Origin of the sequence: Corynebacterium timonense (genome assembly GCF_900105305.1) — a bacterium.
Lineage (GTDB): Bacteria > Actinomycetota > Actinomycetes > Mycobacteriales > Mycobacteriaceae > Corynebacterium > Corynebacterium timonense.
The window spans coordinates 1,833,310-1,847,605 of the sequence record NZ_LT629765.1 but is presented as its reverse complement, the minus strand read 5'-3'; the positions used below and the strand labels follow the sequence as shown (position 1 = coordinate 1,847,605).

At 66.6% G+C, this 14,296-nt stretch carries 19 protein-coding genes and 1 pseudogene; 18 read left to right on the top strand and 2 right to left on the bottom strand.

Translation table 11 applies throughout. The features are described from left to right. Positions 1–34 precede the first annotated feature (34 nt). Together BLT81_RS08705 and BLT81_RS08700 are read right to left on the bottom strand one after the other, a co-directional pair. The gene (locus BLT81_RS08705) at positions 35–892 is read right to left on the bottom strand and encodes a formate dehydrogenase accessory sulfurtransferase FdhD (RefSeq protein ID WP_019193963.1); all 858 of its coding nucleotides are present in this window, start codon (positions 890–892) and stop codon (positions 35–37) included. A gap of 4 nt (positions 893–896) precedes the next feature. Beyond that, complete coding sequence (locus tag BLT81_RS08700; protein ID WP_019193964.1) at positions 897–1,376, bottom strand: carboxymuconolactone decarboxylase family protein; 480 nt, start codon at positions 1,374–1,376, stop codon at positions 897–899. Between the two features lie 165 nt (positions 1,377–1,541). Here BLT81_RS08700 and BLT81_RS08695 point away from each other — a divergent pair, with 165 nt between their 5' ends. From BLT81_RS08695 to rpsD, 18 genes and pseudogenes are all read left to right on the top strand, one after another. After that, complete coding sequence (locus BLT81_RS08695) at positions 1,542–2,261, top strand: DUF2786 domain-containing protein (protein ID WP_019193965.1); 720 nt, start codon at positions 1,542–1,544, stop codon at positions 2,259–2,261. A gap of 222 nt (positions 2,262–2,483) precedes the next feature. Further along, the gene (locus BLT81_RS08690) at positions 2,484–4,025 is read left to right on the top strand and encodes a lipase family protein (protein ID WP_019193966.1); all 1,542 of its coding nucleotides are present in this window, start codon (positions 2,484–2,486) and stop codon (positions 4,023–4,025) included. Positions 4,026–4,169: 144 nt separating this feature from the next. Then, the gene (locus tag BLT81_RS08685; RefSeq protein ID WP_019193967.1) at positions 4,170–5,366 is read left to right on the top strand and encodes an esterase-like activity of phytase family protein; all 1,197 of its coding nucleotides are present in this window, start codon (positions 4,170–4,172) and stop codon (positions 5,364–5,366) included. A 316-nt stretch (positions 5,367–5,682) separates the two neighbouring features. Then, positions 5,683–6,081, top strand: a complete 399-nt coding sequence (gene rpsH, locus BLT81_RS08680) for a 30S ribosomal protein S8 (protein ID WP_019193968.1) — start codon at positions 5,683–5,685, stop codon at positions 6,079–6,081. 18 nt (positions 6,082–6,099) lie between these two features. After that, on the top strand, positions 6,100–6,636 hold the full coding sequence (gene rplF / locus BLT81_RS08675) for a 50S ribosomal protein L6 (RefSeq protein WP_019193969.1): 537 nt from the start codon (positions 6,100–6,102) through the stop codon (positions 6,634–6,636). Between the two features lie 2 nt (positions 6,637–6,638). Further along, the gene (rplR, locus tag BLT81_RS08670) at positions 6,639–7,043 is read left to right on the top strand and encodes a 50S ribosomal protein L18 (protein ID WP_019193970.1); all 405 of its coding nucleotides are present in this window, start codon (positions 6,639–6,641) and stop codon (positions 7,041–7,043) included. Between the two features lie 40 nt (positions 7,044–7,083). Further along, positions 7,084–7,716: a 30S ribosomal protein S5 gene (gene rpsE / locus BLT81_RS08665; protein ID WP_019193971.1), complete on the top strand. Its 633-nt coding sequence runs from the start codon at positions 7,084–7,086 to the stop codon at positions 7,714–7,716. A gap of 6 nt (positions 7,717–7,722) precedes the next feature. Further along, positions 7,723–7,908, top strand: coding sequence for a 50S ribosomal protein L30 (gene rpmD / locus BLT81_RS08660; protein ID WP_019193972.1), 186 nt, complete (start codon positions 7,723–7,725; stop codon positions 7,906–7,908). A gap of 7 nt (positions 7,909–7,915) precedes the next feature. Continuing rightward, positions 7,916–8,353: pseudogene (rplO, locus tag BLT81_RS08655) on the top strand (50S ribosomal protein L15); the annotation flags it as partial. A gap of 398 nt (positions 8,354–8,751) precedes the next feature. Continuing rightward, a complete protein-coding gene (gene secY / locus BLT81_RS08650) occupies positions 8,752–10,080 on the top strand; it encodes a preprotein translocase subunit SecY (protein WP_019193974.1) in 1,329 nt (442 codons plus the stop codon). Then, positions 10,080–10,625 (top strand): adenylate kinase, encoded by a 546-nt coding sequence (locus BLT81_RS08645; RefSeq protein ID WP_019193975.1) that lies wholly within the window; start codon positions 10,080–10,082, stop codon positions 10,623–10,625. Before secY ends, BLT81_RS08645 begins: the two co-directional genes overlap by 1 nt. Positions 10,626–10,666: 41 nt before the next feature. Beyond that, a complete protein-coding gene (gene map, locus BLT81_RS08640; RefSeq protein WP_019193976.1) occupies positions 10,667–11,461 on the top strand; it encodes a type I methionyl aminopeptidase in 795 nt (264 codons plus the stop codon). 58 nt (positions 11,462–11,519) lie between these two features. Next, complete coding sequence (locus BLT81_RS13285) at positions 11,520–11,651, top strand: hypothetical protein (protein WP_019193977.1); 132 nt, start codon at positions 11,520–11,522, stop codon at positions 11,649–11,651. Positions 11,652–11,699: 48 nt separating this feature from the next. Continuing rightward, on the top strand, positions 11,700–12,323 hold the full coding sequence (locus tag BLT81_RS08635; protein WP_331271098.1) for a L,D-transpeptidase: 624 nt from the start codon (positions 11,700–11,702) through the stop codon (positions 12,321–12,323). A 156-nt stretch (positions 12,324–12,479) separates the two neighbouring features. Beyond that, on the top strand, positions 12,480–12,698 hold the full coding sequence (gene infA / locus BLT81_RS08630; RefSeq protein ID WP_019193979.1) for a translation initiation factor IF-1: 219 nt from the start codon (positions 12,480–12,482) through the stop codon (positions 12,696–12,698). 184 nt (positions 12,699–12,882) lie between these two features. Further along, positions 12,883–13,251 carry a 30S ribosomal protein S13 gene (gene rpsM / locus BLT81_RS08625; RefSeq protein ID WP_019193980.1) on the top strand — a complete coding sequence of 123 codons (369 nt, stop codon included), beginning with the start codon at positions 12,883–12,885 and terminating at the stop codon, positions 13,249–13,251. A gap of 3 nt (positions 13,252–13,254) precedes the next feature. Next, positions 13,255–13,659 (top strand): 30S ribosomal protein S11, encoded by a 405-nt coding sequence (rpsK, locus tag BLT81_RS08620; RefSeq protein WP_019193981.1) that lies wholly within the window; start codon positions 13,255–13,257, stop codon positions 13,657–13,659. A 25-nt stretch (positions 13,660–13,684) separates the two neighbouring features. Beyond that, positions 13,685–14,290: a 30S ribosomal protein S4 gene (rpsD, locus tag BLT81_RS08615; RefSeq protein ID WP_019193982.1), complete on the top strand. Its 606-nt coding sequence runs from the start codon at positions 13,685–13,687 to the stop codon at positions 14,288–14,290. Positions 14,291–14,296 lie beyond the last annotated feature (6 nt).

Here is a 14,296-nt window from a genome sequence, read left to right as displayed (position 1 = left end):
GCTGTGGTGGGGAAAAACCAGCAGCTGGCGCTTATCAGCGTCCCTCCTCCAGCTCCCCCGCGTACAAGCGGAATCCATCTACGCCTGCAGAACCCGCGAGAGCGACGCCCGCCCGGCGGGCCAACTCGACCGCGAGCGAGGACGCCGGGCCGGCGGCGACGAGGGCGGAAAACCCAGCCGCGGCCGCTTTCTTCGCCAGCTCGAAGGACGCGCGCGAGGTGACGACGAGGATCGCGCCCACGGCGGGCAGCTGCTCCTCGAGGAGCATGTGGCCCACGACCTTGTCCGCGGCATTGTGGGCGTCGATGTCCTCCCTGACTACCAGCGCGGTGCCGTCCGCACCGAAGGCCCCGGCGGCGTGGATCCCGCCGGTTTTGCGCACCGGTTTCTGCTGCGCACGCAGCGCCCCGGGCAGCCCCATCACCAGCTCCGGGTCGAGCGCGAGGGGGTCTCCGGGGGAGGGGACGCGGTGGAGCAGCTCGCTGATGGTCTGCTCGCCGCTGACCCCGCACGCGGAGCCCGCCCCGGGGGCCGGCGGCGCGAGTTGGAGCGGGATGGTCGGGGCGCGGCGGGCGGTGGTGTCGGGTGCGGTCTCGAGGTCGATGTCGAGGAGGTTGTAGGTGTTGCGCCCCTCGGGGCCGACGGCACCGGCGCAGTAGCGCGCTGTGGAGACGTCGTGAAGCGATGCGATGAGCCCTTCGGTGTAGAGCCAGCCGTGGGCGAGCTCGACGTCGTGGCCCGGGGTGCGCATGGTCGTGGTCAGTGTGCGACCGCCCGCCCTGATCTCCAGGGGCTCCTCGACGCTGGTCGAGCCGGCGCGGGTGTCGGTGATGATGCGGCCGTCGCCGCGGGTGACGCGGGTGACGGCGACGTTGCGGGTGATGCGTCCCATATGGTTAGTGCGCGCTGTAGTCGAGGTCGAAGTCGGTGGTGCCCTTGATGGAGTGCGGGTCGGTGCGGGTGGTGATGCTCAGTCGGTTAAACGTGTTGATCGCCAGGATGCTCACCAGCAGGTTGTGCGCGCCGTCCTCGCCGAACAGCTCCACGGTGCGGTCCCAGAGCTCGTCCGGCACGGAGGCCTCCCCGTCGATGTGCGTGACGGCGTCCGTCAGGCGCAGCGCGGCGGTCTCCGAGTCGTCGAAGGCGTCGGTGTGGTTCGTCCAGTCCTCGGCGCGCAGGATGCGCTCGTGCGACCAGCCGTCGTCGCGCGCGTCGCGGCGGTGGGTGGTGATGCACGCCCGGCAGTCGTTGAGCACGGAGGCGCGAAGGGACACCAGATGGCGGTACTGCTCGGGGGTGTTCTGCGAGGAGTACTTCACCATGGGCAGCAGGGAGCGAAACCCCTCGCCGCGGAGCTGGGGACGTGAATGAGCCATACACCAACCCTATGCCCCGTGGTGTTCGTTATCCACAGGCGGGAGGCCCGCGCGGGGGTTATCCACAGGGAGGGGCGGTGCCGGCGGGGCGATGTCGGTGCGGCTGGCTATAACGGAGCCAGCCGCACCGACACGCGGCGCGGCCTGCATATCACGGGGGGAAGTATGAGAGACATCGACAAGGTCAAGCAGAAGGTGCGCAAGCTGCTCGACCACGCGGCGGACCGCGACGGCACGCCGGAGGGGGACCTGTTCTACGCCAAGGCCTTCGAGTACATGGCGGCCTACGGCTTTGAGGAGCGCGACCTCGAGAGGCCGGATGCCGGCGACGAGGTGGAGCGGCGGACCTTCAGCTTCTCGGGCGCGTACACGGATAGGCAGGCGGGGCTGCTCATGGCTATCGCCAGCGCGCTGCATTGCACGGGGTTTGTGAAGCGCGCCCCGAACACGACGCGCGTGGTGGAGGCCTCGGTCTTCGGCGCCCGCCGCCACCTCGAGCGCGCCGAGATGCTGTACACGCTGCTCAACCCGGTGATGCTGACCGGGGCGCGCAGGCACGCACGCCAGGAAAGCTTTGAGGCGGCGACCGTGGTGCAGCGGCGTTCCTTCATGATCGGTTTCGCCAGCGCGGTGGGGGAACGGCTCAGCACCGCTGAGGACACGGTGGCGTGCGGCGACGACCGTTACGCCCTCGCGCTCGTGGGGGACCTGCACCGCGCCGAAGACGCACGAGACGCCTTCGCCGCAGCGAACGATCTGCTCATCGGCACTTCACGCCCGCGCGGGATTATCGACGGGCACGCCTACGGTCACGGCGTGCGCGCGGGCGACAGCACTGACCTGGGGCAGGACCGGGTGCGCTCGCGACCCGCGCTGCCGTCGTGAGCGGGGGTAGGCGGGGGTAGGCGCGCACACCCAGGTGCGGATAAAAAACCACGAATATGTGTTGTCGATCACTTTGCTACGTTATTGTACCGCTAAGCATTTTCCGATCAAAATCGATCAAAAGAAAGTGGGGCAAAGATGAAAGCTATCAATCGACGTTTCCTCGCGCGCCGGGGAACGGTACTCACGGCGACTGCGGCGACCGCTGCTCTGACGCTGAGCATGGTCTCGCCCGCCGGAGCCGAGGAAGGCAGCTCCCTCAAAGGCTCGAGCGTCGGGTCGTCGAAAGTGACCACCGGCACAGTGGAAGCGGGCAGCGCCGACCCCTTCTACGACACCAGCACCGTCACTCCCGCGAAGGCCGGCGAGATCCTGCGGCACGCGACCGCGCCCTACTCCGGGCTCTTCGGCGACAACGACCTCGCCCTGCCCGACCAGGTGGACAAGATCATGTACACCACTACGAACGCGGAGGGCAAGCTCGAGCCGGTGACGGGCTACGTCCTCGAGCCCACGGTGCCGTGGCGCGGCGAAGGGCCGCGCCCCACGCTCGTGGTCGTGCGCGGAACCGTCGGCCAGGGCGACCAGTGCGCGCCCTCCCGGAACTGGCCCCTCGACGGGCAGCCGGACCCGGTGTACACGGGGCGTTTTGTCAACCTCGAGGGCCTCTACGACATGATGTTCGCCAACCAGGGCGTGCGCGTCGTGGTCACCGACCTCATCGGCATGGGCACACCGGGAACCCACACCTACATGAACCGCCTGGACCAGGCGCACGCGATGCTCGACGCCGCCCGCGCCGCGCGCAACCTCGTGGAAAGCCGGGGAGAGACGTTCGGCGCCGTCGGCCTCTACGGGCACTCCCAGGGCGGCGGAGCCTCGACCGCCGCGGCGGAGGCGCAGCCCGAATACGCGCCGGATCTCAACCTCGTGGGCGCCTACGCCTCGGCCCCGCCGGCCGACCTGAACGCCGTGATGGCCAACATCGACGGCTCCGACCTGTCCGGGGCGATCGGCTTCTCCGTCAACGGTCTCGTGCGCCGCTACCCCGGCCTGGAAAAGATCATCGCGGACAACGTCAACGAGACGGGGCGCGAAGCCCTCGACACTCTCTCCGGGATGTGCACCGACGAAATCATGGAGAAGTACGGCTACGACACGACGCGCGAGTGGATCACGGGCGGGCGCTCGCTCAGCGAGCTCGTCGCCGAGTCCCCCGAGGCGCAGCAGGCCATCGCCGACCAGCGCATCGGCAACGGGGCGCCGAAGGTCCCGGTCATGATCGTCTCCGGCCGCTTCGACCGCAACGTGGCCTACGGCCAAGCCAAGGATCTCGCGCGCGCGTGGTGCGGCAAGGGTGTTCCCGTCTACTACCGCGACGACATCATCCCCGAGATCGGCCCCATCGGCGAGTACAACCACGTCGCGCAGTCGGTGTCGGGCGGGTCCTTCGGCATCCCGTTCCTGATGGACCGCTTCCACGGGCGAGAGCTGGACGCATCGACGCTGTGCACGAACTGGAACGGGAACGAGGGCTCCTCGGCCGTCGACCTGAGTTCCGCCCTATCCAGCCTGCCCCTGTCGAGCGGCCTCGTCGCGCCCGGCGCCGGAGAGGGATCGAGCTCCGGTGTCCACGGCTCCGGCATCACCTCGCCGGAAGGAACGATCGCCGCGATTGTCGCGGTCGTCCTCGCCGCGCTCGGCGGCGTGACGGTGTCCCTGCTTCCGCTGCTGCGCAACGCCGGGGTGACGCTGCCCTTCTAGCCTCCACGCACGGGCCTGTTCGCGCAGGCGAGCGTTTTCGCGCAGGCGCAGCTGGGCTCGAGGGCCGTTCCGGTTGCGGTGTCGCGGCAGGCTCCTAGACTGAACAGCGTTCTCCGACGTCTTCTGCCCCCCACCGGAGGAACCATGTCCCGTTCCGCTCTAAGCGTCATCCGCAGCCTCGGCTTCTCCGCGTTCGCTGGAGCCGTCGCCGCCGCTGTCGCGCTCACCCCGGCCCCAGCGATCGGCAGCGCGCTGCCCGCCGCCGGTTCCTCGCTGGCTGTCGGCTCTTCGCTTGGCATCGGCTCCGCACGCGGTGAGGGTTCGGCGCTTAGTGGGGGCTCTTCGCGGGGCGGCGCGCCGCAGCCGTCCGACCCGGCCCCCGCGCCCGGCGAGCACCTCCACAGCTTCAACTTCAGCGCGGTCAACCCTCACGAGGCTGCCGGCGGATTTAGCGGCATCGACGAGGTTGCACCGGGGCGCTACATTGTCATCTCTGACGACAAGGGCGAGCACGGCCCGGTCCGCGCGTACCGCTTTACCATCACAGACCACACAACCTTCGCGATGGGCGACGCGGTTGTGTTCACTGACCCGCAGGGCCAGCCGTACTCCGAATACATGGACCCGGAGGAGATCCGCGTCCTGCCCAACGGCAACCTGCTGTGGACTACCGAGGGCAACGCCACGCCTGGCCGCGTCGCACCGCCGCAGCTCATCGAGTCCACGCCCGACGGCGCGGAAGTCCGCCGCATCGCCGTGCCCCACCACCACGTGCCCAACGGACTGTCCACCCGCGGCATCTATCACAACAATGGCCCCGAGGGCATGGCAGTGCTTGCCGACGGCACCACCGCCGTCACGGTCAACGAGGACGCCCTTGCCCAGGACGGCCCGCGAAACTCCGAGGTCAACCCGTCGCGCAACCGCGTGACCTTCTACGACCTCGCCACTGGCACACCGACCCGCGAGTACGTCGTCCAGGTCGAGGCGGGCCGGGGTGCGACCTCGCTGCTGGCGGACGACAACGGCGACCTCTACATGCTCGAGCGCGGCTTCTTCGAGGACCTCGGGGAGAACGGGGAGAACAAGGCGGAGATCTACAAGCTCGACCTCCGCGGGGCGACCGACGTGCTCACCCTCGACGCGCTCACCGGCGACGAAACGCCGGTGGCAAAGAACCGGGTCTTCGACTTCGCCAGCGTGAGGCCGCACCCGGACAACGTGGAAGGCCTCGCGTGGGGGCCGCGCAGCGAGGACGGCCGGCGCACCCTCATCGTCGTGTCGGACGACAACTTCAACGAGACGCAGACGACCTACTTCCACACGCTTCTGGTTCCTTAAGGCGAGTCCCCGGTGCGGAAGGGTGGGCGTCGAGAAGCGATTTTGGCATTCGAGCGCGGACCGGTAGGGTAGTGCGGTGGACTTGCGCGCCGGCATGCTCGCGCGCGCATCCGTCGTACATGTGAACATCCAACTTTGTTGCAGGCCCCCCGCCAACATGCGGACCGGGTGAAAGGGCGGCGGCGAGCGCCCCACGTTACTGAGCGTGGGGAGCGTGGAGTAGCCCCCGACAAACCACACGGTAAACGCGACGGCAGCTTGTGCTGCGTCGAGGTGGGTTCAGGGAACCGCAACGAGAAAGGCAAACGGTCGCACTATGACCATGACTGATCCGATCGCGGACATGCTGTCTCGCGTGCGCAACGCAAACAACGCGCACCACGAGACCGTGTCCATGCCTTCCTCCAAGATCAAGGCGAACATCGCCGAGATCTTGAAGCAGGAGGGCTACATCGCTGACTACAAGGTTGAGGACGCGAAGGTGGGCAAGCAGCTCACCCTCGACCTCAAGTACGGTCCGACCCGCGAGGCGTCCATCGCTGGGCTGCGTCGCGTGTCCAAGCCGGGTCTGCGCGTGTACGCAAAGTCGAACGACCTGCCGCAGGTTCTTGGCGGCCTTGGCGTGGCCATCATCTCCACGTCGCACGGCCTGCTGACCGACCGTCAGGCCCAGGAGAAGGGCGTAGGTGGGGAAGTCCTCGCCTACGTCTGGTAAAGGGAGGTTGTAAAGACTATGTCGCGTGTAGGTAAAGCACCCATCGCCATTCCGAATGGCGTCGAGACCACGATCAACGGCCAGAGCGTTCAGGTCAAGGGCCCGAAGGGAACCCTTGGGATTGAGCTGCCCAGCCCGATCACCGCGTCCGTTGAGGACAACGAGATTGTGGTGTCCCGCCCGGACGACCACCGCACCAACCGCGCTCTGCACGGTCTGTCCCGCTCGCTCGTCAACAACCTCGTTGTCGGCGTGACCGAGGGCTACAAGATCGACATGGAGGTCTTCGGTGTTGGTTACCGTGTCCAGCTCAAGGGCAAGGACCTCGAGTTCTCCCTGGGCTACTCGCACCCCATCCTGATCGAGGCGCCGGAGGGAATCACCTTCGCCGTCGACGGCAACACCAAGTTCTCGATCGAGGGCATTGACAAGCAGCAGGTTGGCCAGATCGCGGCTAACATCCGCCGACTGCGCAAGGATGACCCGTACAAGGGCAAGGGCATCCGCTACGCAGGCGAGCAGGTTCGCCGCAAGGTCGGAAAGACGGGTAAGTAATCATGAGCAACACTGCAGAAAACACCAAGCGCACCCCGGTCGGCCGCGACATCTCCTCGCGCCGCCGCGAAGCACGCGTGCGCCGCCACAACCGCATCCGCAAGACCCTGCGCGGCACCCCGGAGACCCCGCGTCTCGTCGTGCACCGCTCGTCTCGCCACATGCACGTCCAGATCATCGACGACCTCGCAGGCCACACGCTCGTCTCCGCCTCCTCCATGGAGCAGGACGTGCGCACCCTCGAGGGCGACAAGAAGGACAAGGCTGCCAAGGTTGGCCAGCTCGCCGCTGAGCGCGCCAAGGCCGCCGGCATCGAGTCGGTTGTCTTCGACCGCGCTGGCTACAAGTACCACGGCCGCATCGCGGCCCTCGCTGACGCAGCTCGTGAAGGTGGTCTGAAGTTCTAATGATCACCGCACTCAACATCACCAACGGAAGGATCGCGTAATGGCCGAACGTGAACGGCGTGACGGCGGACGCTCCGCCGACAACCACAACAACAACCGCGACAACGGGCGTGGCGGCCGCGGTCGCCGCGACGACCGTCGCCACCAGAACGACGAGCGCGACAAGTACATCGAGCGCGTCATCACCATCAACCGCGTTGCCAAGACCGTCAAGGGCGGCCGCAACATGTCCTTCACCGCGCTCGTCGTCGTCGGCGACGGCCAGGGCATGGTGGGCGTCGGCTACGGCAAGGCGCGCGAAGTTCCCGCCGCTATCCAGAAGGGCGCCGAGGAGGCTCGCAAGAACTTCTTCCGCGTCCCGATGATCGGCGGCACCATCCCCCACCCGGTCCAGGCCGAGGCCGCCGCGGGCATCGTCATGCTCCGCCCCGCCGCCCCTGGTACCGGTGTCATCGCCGGTGGCGCCGTGCGCCCCGTGCTCGAGTGCGCTGGCGTCCAGGACATCCTTGCCAAGTCGCTCGGCTCCGACAACGCCCTCAACGTGGTCCAGGCCACCGTTGCCGGCCTGAAGGAGCTCGTGCGCCCGGAGGAGGTCGCCGCGAAGCGCGGCAAGTCCATCGAGGACGTCGCCCCGGCCCGTATGCTGCGCGCCCGCGCAGGACAGGAGGCCTAAAGCACAATGGCACTGAAGATCACGTTGCACCACGGCAAGGTTGGCGAGAAGCCGGTCACCCGGAAGAACCTCGAGGCGCTGGGCCTGCGCAAGATTGGCCAGTCCGTTGTCAAGCAGGACAACGCTGCCACCCGCGGCCAGATTCTCAAGGTGCGCCACCTCGTCACCGTTGAAGAAGTTGCAGGGGAGTAGATACACCATGGCTGACATCATCAAGCTCCATGATCTGCGCCCGGCACAGGGCGCCAACAAGGCCAAGACCCGCGTCGGCCGCGGTGAGGCCTCCAAGGGCAAGACCGCCGGCCGCGGTACGAAGGGCACCGGTGCTCGTAAGCAGGTTTCCGCTGCTTTCGAGGGTGGCCAGATGCCGCTGCACATGCGTCTGCCGAAGCTCAAGGGCTTCAAGAACCCGAACCGCGTCGAGTACCAGGTTGTCAACGTCGCCGACCTGGCCGAGAAGTTCCCCAACGGCGGCTCGATCGCCGTCGCGGACATCGTCGCCGCCGGCCTGGTGCGCAAGAACCAGCCGGTCAAGGTTCTCGGTAACGGCGACCTGAGCGTCAAGCTCGACGTCACCGCGACGAAGTTCTCCAAGTCTGCCGTCGAGAAGATCGAGGCAGCGGGCGGCTCCGTCACCGAGGAGTCCTTCAACCCGCGCTCCGGCGCGCAGAAGGCCGACGCTGCGGACGCCAAGGGCATGCTTCCCTCCGATCCGCTGACCGAGACCGCGTCCATCGCGGGCTCCGAGGTTCCGGCCGAAGACGACAAGTAAAGCAGACACGCTGACTCCCCGTCGCGCTCACTGTGAGCGCGGCGGGGAGTTGTGCTGTGCGCAGCGGTGCTGTGCTGTGCTCGCCGCGCAGTAACTGACAAAAAACTGGGGGAAAAGTACAAAGGGGACGGGCGAGGTGGCTCTCGCGGGGGCGGCTGGTAAGGTAGGGGGGTCAATTCAGCCGGACCGGGGTCGCGCCCCGGCCGTCGCTGCAGCAGTACGTCCTATTCTCCCGCCGGCCGGGGGAGGAGCCAGGAGGCTTAGTGTCCGCTATTGTTCAGGCGTTTAAAGACCCGGATCTGCGCAAAAAGATCCTTATCACGATCGCGTTGATCATCCTGTACCGGATCGGTGCGCAAATCCCCACGCCCGGTGTGGACTACGGGCTGATTAGCCAGCGCCTCAGCGATCTCGAGGACGGCGACGCGGCGACGATGTTCTCGATCATCTCCCTGTTCTCGGGCGGCGCGCTGCTGCAGCTGTCGATCTTCGCCATCGGTATCATGCCGTACATTACGGCGTCGATCATCGTGCAACTGCTCACCGTGGTCATCCCGAAGTTCGAAGAGCTGAAGAAGGAGGGGCAGGCCGGCCAGACCAAGATGACGCAGTACACGCGCTACCTCACGGTGGGGCTGGCGCTGCTGCAGTCCGCCGGCATCGTCGCCCTGGCTGACCGTGAGCAGCTCCTCGGCGCTGGAACCCCGGTCCTCGTCGAGGACCGCTCCGCGTGGACGCTGATCATGATGATCATCGTCATGACGTCGGGCGCGGTGCTCATCATGTGGCTCGGCGAGATCATCACCGAAAAGGGCGTCGGCAACGGTATGTCGCTGCTCATTTTCGCCGGTATCGCGACCCAGCTGCCGGCGCAGGGCGCGAACATCCTGACCCAGGCGGGCGGACTCACCTTCGGCCTGGTCATCGCGGCCGTCATCGTGCTGGTCGTGGGCATTATCTTCATGGAGCAGGGCCAGCGCCGCATTCCGGTGCAGTACGCGAAGCGCATGGTGGGTCGCCGCCAGTACGGCGGGTCCTCGACCTATCTGCCGCTCAAGGTCAACCAGGCCGGCGTCATCCCCGTCATCTTCGCCTCCTCGCTGATGTACGTGCCGGTGCTGATCACCCAGATTGTCACGATGAACAACCCCACCCCGCCGGATAACTGGTGGATGAACAACGTGATGTCGTGGCTGCAGAACCCGGCGTCGTGGCAGTACATCGTGGCGTACTTCGCCATGATCATCTTCTTCTCGTACTTCTACGTCTCCATCCAGTACGACCCGGTGGAGCAGGCGGACAACATGAAGAAGTACGGCGGCTTCATCCCCGGCATCCGCCCGGGCCGGCCGACGGCGCAGTACCTCGGGTTTGTCATGAACCGCCTGCTGTTCGTGGGCGCGCTCTACCTCGCGCTCATCGCAATTCTGCCGAACCTGGCGCTCGACGCGGGCATCACTGGCGCGGGCAACATGGGTATGACCGCGTTCGGCGGCACGGCTATCCTGATTATGGTGTCCGTGGCCCTGACCACGGTCAAGCAAATCGAATCTCAACTTCTGCAATCCAACTACGAAGGACTCTTGCGATAATGCGTCTTGTTCTCCTTGGCCCTCCCGGTGCTGGCAAAGGCACCCAGGCAGCGATTCTCTCCGAAAAGCTCGGCGTGCCCCACATCTCCACCGGCGACCTGTTCCGCGCCAACATCGGGGAGGGCACCCCGCTGGGTGTTGAGGCGAAGCAGTACATTGACGCCGGTAAGCTCGTTCCCACCGACGTCACCGCCCGCATGGTCGAAGCCCGCCTCAACGAGGACGATGCGAAGGACGGTTTCCTCCTCGACGGCTTCCCCCGCACCGTGGAGCAGGCGGAGATCCTCGCCGATCTGCTCCGCAACAAAGGCGTCGAGCTCGACGGTGTGCTGAACTTCGTCGTGGCAGAGGAGGTCGTCGTCGAGCGCATGCTCGCCCGCGGCCGCGCCGACGACAACGAGGAGACCATCCGCACCCGCCTCGGGGTCTACCGTGACGAGACAGCCCCGCTGATCGAGCACTACGGCGACGCCATCATCAACATCGACGCCGTCGGCGATGTCGACGACGTCAACGCGCGAGCAATGGAGAAGCTGGGCAAGTAACAGCTTCTCGCTTACCGACGCCACAAAGGAGACAACACTCAGTGGTTTTTCGCCGCCGTGCAATCCCGGCCAAGACCCCGAGCGAGCTCGACGCCATGGAGGCCGCAGGCCGCGTCGTGGGGGAGGCCCTGGTGAAGGTGCGCGAGGCCGCGGCGCCCGGCGTGAGCACCCAGGAGCTGGACCGGGTGGCCGAAGAGGTCATCCGTAGCCACGGCGCCACGCCGACGTTTCTCGGCTACGAGGGTTTCCCCGCCTCCATCTGCGCCTCGGTGAACGACGTGGTGGTGCACGGGATCCCCGACGCCGCCACCGTGCTCGAGGAGGGCGACCTCGTCTCCATCGATTGCGGCGCCACCCTCGACGGGTGGGTGGGGGACTCCGCGTGGTCGTTCGGGGTCGGGGCGCTTGCGCCGGACGTCGATAAGCTCAATCGTGCGACCGAGTGGGTCCTCGCCGAGGGGATGAAGGCGATGGTGCCCGGCAACCGGCTGACGGATGTCTCGCACGCGCTCGAGGTGGCGACACGGCGGGCCGAAGAGCGCTTCGGCGTCGCCCTGGGGATCCTCGACGGCTACGGCGGGCACGGAATTGGCCACAGCATGCACGAAGACCCCTTTCTGCCGAACGAGGGGCGCCCGCACCGCGGTCCCCGGATCCAGGAGGGCTCCGTGCTCGCGATCGAGCCGATGCTCATCCTCGGGGGCGGAACCGACAGCGAGGTGTGCGACGACGACTGGACCGTGGTGACGCGCGACAAGGCGCCCGCCGCTCACTGGGAGCACACGGTTGCGGCGACGGCGCAGGGCCCGCGCATCCTCACTCCGCGTCCTGTCTGAGTGCGCGCGGAGGGGGCGAAACTCCGAAATGTAACGGAGGGGGCGTTATACTGAGCGCATGTCGTACATTCCGCGCCACTCGAAACCCTCGCAGACGACCCGCCGCATTGCGAGCGCCGCTGTGCTTGCGGGGCTGACGGCCTCCCTCTTCGCCGCGCAGGCCGAGGCTCAGACCCTTCCCCTGGAGTAGCTCAGCTCCGCTTCCTCGGCCGGAAGCCTCCAGGGTTTCGTGGGCCAGGTGAACTCCGCCTTCGAACAGCTGGCGAAGCAGCAGGATCAGGCGGCGCAGGACGCGGCGTGGAACACCCGCACCACGCTGATCCAGCAGGCGGAGGCCCTGGGGGCGATCAACCCGCAGGCGCCGGCGCAGGCGAAGGCGGCGATCGATCAGGCGGTGGAGACGTTCTTTCCCGGGCTGATCGCCCAGCGCACCCCGAAGCCCGCCCCGGCGCCGGCACCTGCGCCGGCCCCGGCGGCCCCGGCTCCGGCGCCCGCCGCGCCGGCTTTTGACTACGGCCCCTGCCCGAAGGACGCGAAGGCCTGCATCGACATCGATGGGCGCCGGTCGTGGTTGCAGCAGGGCGGCACGATGTACTACCAGGCGGCGACGATCGGGCCGGGCAAGCCGGGGTACGAGACGCCCCGCGGCACCTTCTATGTCAACCGCAAGGTCAAGGACGAGATTTCCTGGGAGTTTGGCAACGCGCCGATGCCGTACGCCACGTACTTCACCAACAACGGCATCGCGTTCCACCAGGGTGACCCCACGATTCTGTCGCACGGGTGCATCCGCATGTACCGCGGAGACGCGCAGCGCTACTTCAACGACCTGCAGATCGGCGACAAGGTCTACGTCTATTAGCCCGCGCCGCAGCTCGGGTTTGTGTTTGTGCTGGTAAAGGGATAAACTAGCGTTTCTGTGCGCGGCGAGCGGAGGATACCGGCTCGCGCGCACGGTGTAGCAATCCCGGAAATACGCACGTAACCAGCACAAACGGTGCTCGAGGAAGTGGAGTGTATGGCAAAAGAAGGCGCTATTGAGGTCGAGGGCCGCATCGTCGAGCCCTTGAAGAACGCTATGTTCCGTGTCGAGCTCGACAACGGGCACGAAGTCCTTGCTCACATCAGCGGCAAGATGCGCCAGCACTACATCCGTATCCTCCCCGAGGACCGCGTCGTCGTGGAGCTGTCCCCGTACGACCTGGACCGCGGGCGTATTACCTACCGCTACAAGTAAGAAGACAAGCCTCCTTACCCAAACGCATCCCCGCTCCGGCGGGTGTGCGTCTTTTACCTCCGGCCACGGTGGCCGGAGCCGTGCGATACCACGACCCATCATCCGGTGAGGGCCGGGTAAGGAGTCGCGTGGCGCGGACGAGTAGGGAGAAAACCACCGTAACAACCTGAAAGGTACGTCCCACATGGCACGTCTCGCTGGTGTGGATCTTCCGCGCAACAAGCGCATGGAGATCGCACTCACCTACATCTACGGAATCGGCGCAACCCGTTCCAAGGAACTGCTCGAGAAGACGGGCATTTCTCCTGACCTGCGCACGGATAACCTGAGCGACGAGCAGCTCGCCGCGCTCCGCGACGCCATCGAGTCCTCCTACACCGTGGAGGGCGACCTCCGCCGCGAGGTCCAGGCCGACATCCGCCGCAAGATCGAAATCGGCTCCTACCAGGGTCTGCGTCACCGCCGCGGCCTCCCGGTGCGCGGTCAGCGCACCAAGACGAACGCGCGTACGCGTAAGGGACCGAAGAAGACTATCGCAGGAAAGAAGAAGTAACACATGCCTCCGAAGACTCGTTCCGGCGCGCGCCGTGGTGGCCGCCGCGTCGTCAAGAAGAATGTGGCCGCTGGCCACGCATACATCAAGTCCACGTTCAACAACACCATCGTGTCTATTACGGACCCGAACGGTGCCGTGATCTCGTGGGCGTCCTCCGGCCACGTCGGCTTCAAGGGCTCCCGCAAGTCCACCCCCTTCGCAGCCCAGATGGCGGCGGAGAACGCCGCCCGCAAGGCGATGGACCACGGCATGAAGAAGGTTGACGTCTTTGTCAAGGGTCCGGGCTCCGGCCGTGAGACCGCCATCCGTTCGCTCCAGGCCGCCGGCCTCGAGGTGTCCTCGATCTCCGACGTGACGCCGCAGCCCTTCAACGGCTGCCGTCCGCCGAAGCGTCGTCGCGTTTAAGGCAGAAAGGAAGAGGTAAAACACCATGGCTCGTTATACCGGCCCTGCTACCCGTAAGTCCCGTCGCCTCCGCGTCGACCTCGTCGGCGGCGACCTGTCCTTCGAGCGTCGCCCCTACCCCCCGGGGCAGGCTGGCCGCGCCCGCATCAAGGAGTCCGAGTACCTGCTCCAGCTGCAGGAGAAGCAGAAAGCCCGCTTCACCTACGGCGTCATGGAGAAGCAGTTCCGCCGCTACTACGAGGAGGCGAACCGCCTTCCCGGCAAGACCGGCGACAACCTGCTGATCCTCCTGGAGTCCCGCCTGGACAACGTCGTTTACCGAGCTGGCCTGGCCCGCACCCGCCGCCAGGCCCGCCAGCTGGTCTCCCACGGCCACTTCACGGTCAACGGCAAGAAGACCAACGTCCCGTCCTACCGCGTGTCCCAGTACGACATCGTCGACGTCCGCGAGAAGTCCCGCGGCATGCTGTGGTTCGAGGAGGCCCAGGACAACCTGGTCGACTCCGTCGTGCCGGCCTGGCTCCAGGTCGTGCCGGAGACCCTGCGCATTCTCGTGCACCAGCTGCCCGAGCGCGCTCAGATCGAGGTTCCGCTGCAGGAGCAGCTGATCGTCGAGCTTTACTCGAAGTAGCCTAGG